The 5,492-nt window shown below is 63.7% G+C and carries 5 protein-coding genes and 1 pseudogene; 2 read left to right on the forward strand and 4 right to left on the reverse strand.

Annotation, left to right across the window (positions count from 1 at the left end):
• Positions 1 to 236 precede the first annotated feature (236 nt).
• Together RH91_RS23520 and RH91_RS20750 are read right to left on the reverse strand one after the other, a co-directional pair.
• Complete coding sequence (locus RH91_RS23520) at positions 237 to 866, reverse strand: GNAT family N-acetyltransferase (RefSeq protein WP_332306630.1); 630 nt, start codon at positions 864 to 866, stop codon at positions 237 to 239.
• Between the two features lie 10 nt (positions 867 to 876).
• Positions 877 to 3,833 (reverse strand): annotated as a pseudogene (locus RH91_RS20750) (Tn3 family transposase).
• 138 nt (positions 3,834 to 3,971) lie between these two features.
• Here RH91_RS20750 and RH91_RS20755 point away from each other — a divergent pair.
• On the forward strand, positions 3,972 to 4,547 hold the full coding sequence (locus RH91_RS20755; protein WP_029624164.1) for a recombinase family protein: 576 nt from the start codon (positions 3,972 to 3,974) through the stop codon (positions 4,545 to 4,547).
• A 10-nt stretch (positions 4,548 to 4,557) separates the two neighbouring features.
• The gene (locus tag RH91_RS20760; protein WP_010165352.1) at positions 4,558 to 4,824 is read left to right on the forward strand and encodes a hypothetical protein; all 267 of its coding nucleotides are present in this window, start codon (positions 4,558 to 4,560) and stop codon (positions 4,822 to 4,824) included.
• 45 nt (positions 4,825 to 4,869) lie between these two features.
• On the opposite strand, the gene tnpB is transcribed toward RH91_RS20760, so the two are convergent.
• A complete protein-coding gene (tnpB, locus tag RH91_RS21975) occupies positions 4,870 to 4,998 on the reverse strand; it encodes an IS66 family insertion sequence element accessory protein TnpB (RefSeq protein WP_010165353.1) in 129 nt (42 codons plus the stop codon).
• A 73-nt stretch (positions 4,999 to 5,071) separates the two neighbouring features.
• Positions 5,072 to 5,377, reverse strand: coding sequence for a transposase (locus RH91_RS23660; RefSeq protein WP_081469613.1), 306 nt, complete (start codon positions 5,375 to 5,377; stop codon positions 5,072 to 5,074).
• Positions 5,378 to 5,492 lie beyond the last annotated feature (115 nt).

Consider the following 5,492-nt stretch of genomic DNA (forward strand, 5'->3'; position numbering starts at 1 on the left):
TCCAGCAAGACCAATACAACGGTCTGCCCAACAATGGTCGTAGTTATGTCCTCTGCGGCCCATAGGCTACGAGATTATGACATCCGCCCCCCGGAGCTTTGAGCAATTCACAGCTCTCAGTCCTCAAATCCTCGAACAAGTGAGGATTCTAGGGGTCACTGCACGAAAGTGAGCTTTACGTACGCTAAGCACGAACGAACGGCGAACAGCTGATTGTGGCGGAGACGATCAGGCAGCTATTGGGTGCCGTCATAGGCAAAGGCGCCGTTAAGATAACGGTTCAGTTCGATGCGGCGGTGGATTCGCATTTTGAAGGTGTCGGGTCCAACGCGCCGAACCTCGGAGAAGCCGAGGGAACGCCAGAAGCGTTCGCCGGCTTCGTTCGCTTCTAGGACTGCCAACCGGATTTCTGTGGCACCTCTCGCAGCGGCCCAGTCTTCGACTTTCGAGTAGATCGACCGGCCAACACCTCGACCCCGCTGAACAGGATCGACGATCATGAAGCCGAGATACCATGCGCCATCATGGGGATAATCGCGAAGGATCGCCGCTATTGCATATAGGCCGTCTGCCCCCTTCCAACCTAGGACGATTTGATCGCGGGAATCCTTTTCAGGCGGCACGTCGGTAAAAAGCTCGTGAGCATCCGCCAGTGTGGACACCGCCCCATTCTGCAAAAGGAAGTAGTCGGCGCAACGGCTATATAGGCTCGCAACGTCTGGGGCGTCGGTCCCTGTGAGTTCGATCGGCAAAAGACAGGGTGATTGGGACGCCATGTGCCAGATATACAACGCCGCGAGCGAAAGTCTGCTTTCGGGATAATAATCGCTGCCCCTTGGCGCCCGCAAATGGGCGCTTCCAGACATGCAAAGGGCCTCATGCTGCGAGGAACGAGGGCAAAATGCGGAGCGGCCGGAACTGATCGGCCCCGGTCGATCGTCCCGCTCCCAGCTATAGTCGCCGGTGAGCGCGATATGCTCCCAGCCCAGCGGTGCGATATGACGGGCAATGTCGTCCGGCGCTCCCATATCGGCCAGTGCCCGTTCGAGATAGCGGGTGTTCCAAAGGATAATCGCGGCGACCAGAAGGTTGAGGCCGGAGGCGCGGTAGGACTAGTTCTCGAACCGGCGATCGCGCAGCTCGCCGAGCTGGTTGAAGAACAATGCGCGCGCAAGCGCGTTGCGCGCTTCCCCCTTGTTCAGCCCTGCCTGGGTGCGTCTGCGCAGATCGATATCCTGCAACCAGTCGAGCATGAAGATCGAGCGTTCAAGCCGCCCGATCTCGCGCAGCGCCAGCGCCAGGCCATTCTGCCGCGGATAGGCAGAGAGCCTGCGCAGCATTGCCGAGGCCGTGACGGTTCCGGTTCTGATCGACGTGGCGAGCCGCAGCAGTTCGTCCCAATGCGCGGCTGCGTGGTCGTGTGCGATCGGATCGCCGACCATGCCGGCGAGCAACGGCCCTGCCTCCTGACCGGGCAGCAGATGCAGGCGGCGCTCCTTTATATCACGCAAGCGTGGCGCGAAGCGGTAGCCGAAGAACGGCATCAGCCCGAATACATGGTCGGACGCGCCGCCTGTGTCGGTGTAATGCTCCTCGATCGACAGCCCGGTCTGGTGGTACAGCAGACCGTCGAGGACATAGGGGGCCTCGCCCGCGGTCGCGGCGATCACGCGCGAGCCGAACGGGTCATACTGGTCCGAGATATGCGTATAGAAGGACACGCCGGGTTCGTTGCCTTTGCGCGCGTTGATGTCGCTGATGGCGGCACCACGCCCACCTGCATGGAATTGCTGCCCGTCGCTCGACGAGCTGATGCCGCTGCCCCACAGTCCCGCAAGCGGCATCACACGGTGCGTGTCGATCAGTCGTCCCAGCGCCTCGCCATAGGCAGCCTCGCTGATGTGCCAGTCATGCAGATGGGCGAGCTGGCGCAGGCTCGCGCCCCGGCAACTGTCCGCCATGTGGGTCAGACCGAGATTAATGCCGTCGGCGAGGATCACGGTCAGCAGTGCGTTGCGATCGTCGGCAGGACGGCCTGAGCGCCGATGCGTGAAGCAGTCGCCGAAGCCGGTCCACGCATCGACATCGAGCAGAATATCCGTGATTCTCACCCGGGGGAGACGGTCATAGGCGGTGCGGCGCGCGATCTCTACCGCAGGGGGCGTGATCGCCTTCAGCGGCGAGATCATCAGCCCATTTTCGTCGAGCCGGACCTGCGGTAGTTCGCCCTGCCGGGCCAGCACCGTCACCCGCTCGATCGCGCGGTCCAGGCGTTCGCGGCGATCCTCGATATGAGAAGTGAACCCGGTTTCGATCGCGAGCGGAAGCGGCCCCTTCTCGCGCAGCGCCGCGAAAGTGGCGAGCGGAATGAGATAGCTATCGAAGTCGCGATACTGGCGGCTGCCCGCCACCCAGATATCGCCGGCCCGCAACCGATCGCGAAGCTGGGACAGCGCGCAGAGTTCATAGGCCGCGCGATCAACGACGCCGTCGTGGATCACGAAGGGCCGCCAGCCCGCCGGCACAAAGCGCAGCGGCACCTTGTCGGGCAGGCGTCGTTTGCCGTTGTGGTAAAGATCGGCGATGATGGCGAGCGCGTCGAGGATGCCCTGGACCGGTCCGGCACCGCGAAACGCGAACGCCCGCAGGAATTGCCCGGCGAACAGTCTCACCGTGCGATGTCGCTCGATCAGTTCGGCCGTGCGGTCGATCGTCTCGGGGCGGACGAGGACTTCCGCCTGAGCGACAGCGGAACCGAACCGTTCCCAATCGAACGGGCCGATACGCGCAAGGGAGTCGATACCCTTTGCGTGCGCGTCGATCAGCACGCGGCAGCTATCGGTCAGAGTACGTAGATGCCCCTGCATTTCGCGTACCGTCCTGATCGCCTTGTCGCGCGTCCGGTTTTCCGCGCGGCGCACCATGCTGCCAAGCAGCTTGTCGAACATGGTGAGCGCGGCGTCGGTCAGGCTTTCCTCGAGCCGGATGGCCGCGGCCGCGAGCGTCGCGTGGCGGCGCATGGCCGCCAGCTCGCCGAGATGTTGCGGCGTGGTCCGCACTGCCTCGTCGGCTAATCGATCAAAGGTTGCCGACGGTATCATGGCGGCGCGCGACGGGTCGAGGCCGAGCGTCCGGACATGATCGAGCCGTTCGAGCAGCCGCAGGATGTTGCGCGCTGCCGGCGACTGCGGCACGTTCCGCAGCCAGGCCAGCCATGTCGTTCCCTGATCTGACCGCCGGGTCAGCAAGGCGTCCAGCGCTGCGAGCTTGTCCGGCTCAATGCCGTTGGTCAGGATTTCATGGGTGAGTTGTTCGGCCTGCTGACGCGCGTGTCTGACGATCGCCTCGATGACAGCCGGGGGCGGCAGCAGCACCCGGCGTCGTCGCAACTCATCGATGACGGTGCCGGCAAGCAGGAGAGGCTGGGCGACGGTCTGCTCGACCGGCATCGCGAACGCCACGATCGCGCGAAAGTGATTCCGATCGAAAGCGGCATAGCTGAACCGCTGCATGAGATCGGCGAGATGCGCGCGGCGGGTTTCATCGCGACGGGCGTAATCGTCGAACGCCGGTGTCGGCACATTGATCTGCTCGGCGATAAAGGCGAGGATCGCGTGCGGCGGTTTCTCGCCGGCCTCCAGCACGCGGCCCGGCCAACGCATGTAAAGCAGCAGCAGCGCGAACCCGAGCCGGCTAGACGCTCCCCGGCGTTCGCCGACAAGATCGAGATCGTCACGGCTGAGGGTGAAGTGACGGGCGATTTCCCGTTCGTCGGTCGGGGGATCGTATTGCGGGGCGAGCGCCTCGCGTGTCAGCAACCGCCGCCTTGCCATGCGCCACAACCCTTACCGCCCTGTCCGTCAGACGGTCCTCTGGCGGCCAGCATGAATATGTCCGTCAACTCTGGACCCGCGATGGCGATTCGGACAAGAATGCAAATCGATGGGAAAACGGACAGATCGGGACCGACCGTGGCGCTGATCGGCTATGCGCGGGTCTCGACCGGCGATCAGAAGCTCGCGCTGCAGCATGATGCGCTGAAGGCGGCCGGATGCGAGCGCACGTTCGACGACCACGCCTCTGGCGCGAAGACCGATCGGCCGGGGCTGGCCGAAGCGCTTGCCTATCTGCGTGCTGGCGACACGCTGGTCGTGTGGAAGCTCGATCGTCTTGGCCGCTCGATGAGCCACCTGATCGAGAAGGTTGGCGAACTCGCCGCGCGCGGCGTCGGCTTCCGCTCGCTCACCGAGCAGATCGACACCACCACGTCAGGCGGCATGCTGGTGTTCAACATCTTCGGCTCGCTTGCCCAGTTCGAGCGCGATCTAATCCGCGAGCGCACCAACGCCGGATTGAAGGCTGCGCGGGAACGAGGGAGCCTTGGCGGTCGACGTCCGGTCATCACGCCTGACAAATTGCGCAAGGCGCGCAATCATATCGCGGCAGGGCTGACTGTCCGCGAGGCGGCCACGCGCCTCAAGGTTGGCAAAACCGCGCTATACAAGGCTCTCGAAGGCACCGCTGCCAAAACCGCAGTCAAAGTATAAGGAAAGAGCGATGCACGAGCGCGATCCTAACATCGTCACCTCGAGCCTGTCTGGTATCGTCACCGAGCAGGGCGTCACCGTGAGAGTGAACATCATTCGGTTGGAAAATGAGCCAGGCTGGTCGCTCGAAGTCGAAAACGAGCATGGAACGTCTACGGTCTGGGACGACCTGTTCGCGACTGATGATGCGGCGCATGCCGCGTTTCGTCAGACCGTCGATGAAGAAGGTATGCGCGCCTTCATCGACCAAGGTGTCGTCATACCTTTCCGACGTTAGCATCCTCCGTGTTCGCCGTTCGTTCGATCCTAGCGTACGTAAACTTCACTTTCGTGCAGTGACCCCAAGCCGCTGCTGAACGAGCGCCGCCAGCCCGTCGAAGCCCTTGCGCATATCCGTGACGCCAGCTGCCAGATACACCCGGACGCCGGTCGGCGGGCCGATCACCCGCACCCAGCCAGCACGGCCTTCAGCACCCGCGCGTCGATGGGTGGTGCAAGGCGAACGCGTTGCCCACCAGAGCAGATCACCTCGACCACTCCCGGTCCAAGGGGCTCCGGCTGAGGAGGGGCACACGCGCTCGCCACCTCCACCGGCACGAACGCCGGCGCCGGCGCAGCCGCGGTGCCTCGACCGGGACACCGTCGCGAAGCAGCACGCGCCGCCAGCGAGACACCAGCGAAGAACAGACCCGGTAACGCCGCGCGACATCCGAAACGCTCGCCCCAGGCATCATCGCCTCCGAGACGATCCGCGCCTTGTCGTCATCGCTAAACCGCCGACGCGGCTCCGCCCCGCCCGTGCCAGAACCCTCGATAATCATCATAGCCATAGTGCCGCACCGGTGCTTGCCACAGTGCCGCACCTGTGGCCTGCGGATCACACCTCCCGCAAGGCGGGGCAGACCGGACGCTTACTCGGGTCTTGTTGTTGACCGCCTTGATGCG

The organism is Sphingomonas sp. PAMC 26617 (assembly GCF_000242835.1).
In the GTDB taxonomy this organism is placed as follows: domain Bacteria; phylum Pseudomonadota; class Alphaproteobacteria; order Sphingomonadales; family Sphingomonadaceae; genus Sphingomonas.

What these genes read in the sequence shown, in the direction of transcription:
- RH91_RS23660 (WP_081469613.1), bottom strand. Translation starts at nt 5,377, where the DNA reads ATGGCTATGATGATTATCGAGGGTTCTGGCACGGGCGGGGCGGAGCCG.
- RH91_RS23520 (WP_332306630.1), bottom strand. Translation starts at nt 866, where the DNA reads ATGTCTGGAAGCGCCCATTTGCGGGCGCCAAGGGGCAGCGATTATTAT.
- RH91_RS20760 (WP_010165352.1), top strand. Translation starts at nt 4,558, where the DNA reads ATGCACGAGCGCGATCCTAACATCGTCACCTCGAGCCTGTCTGGTATC.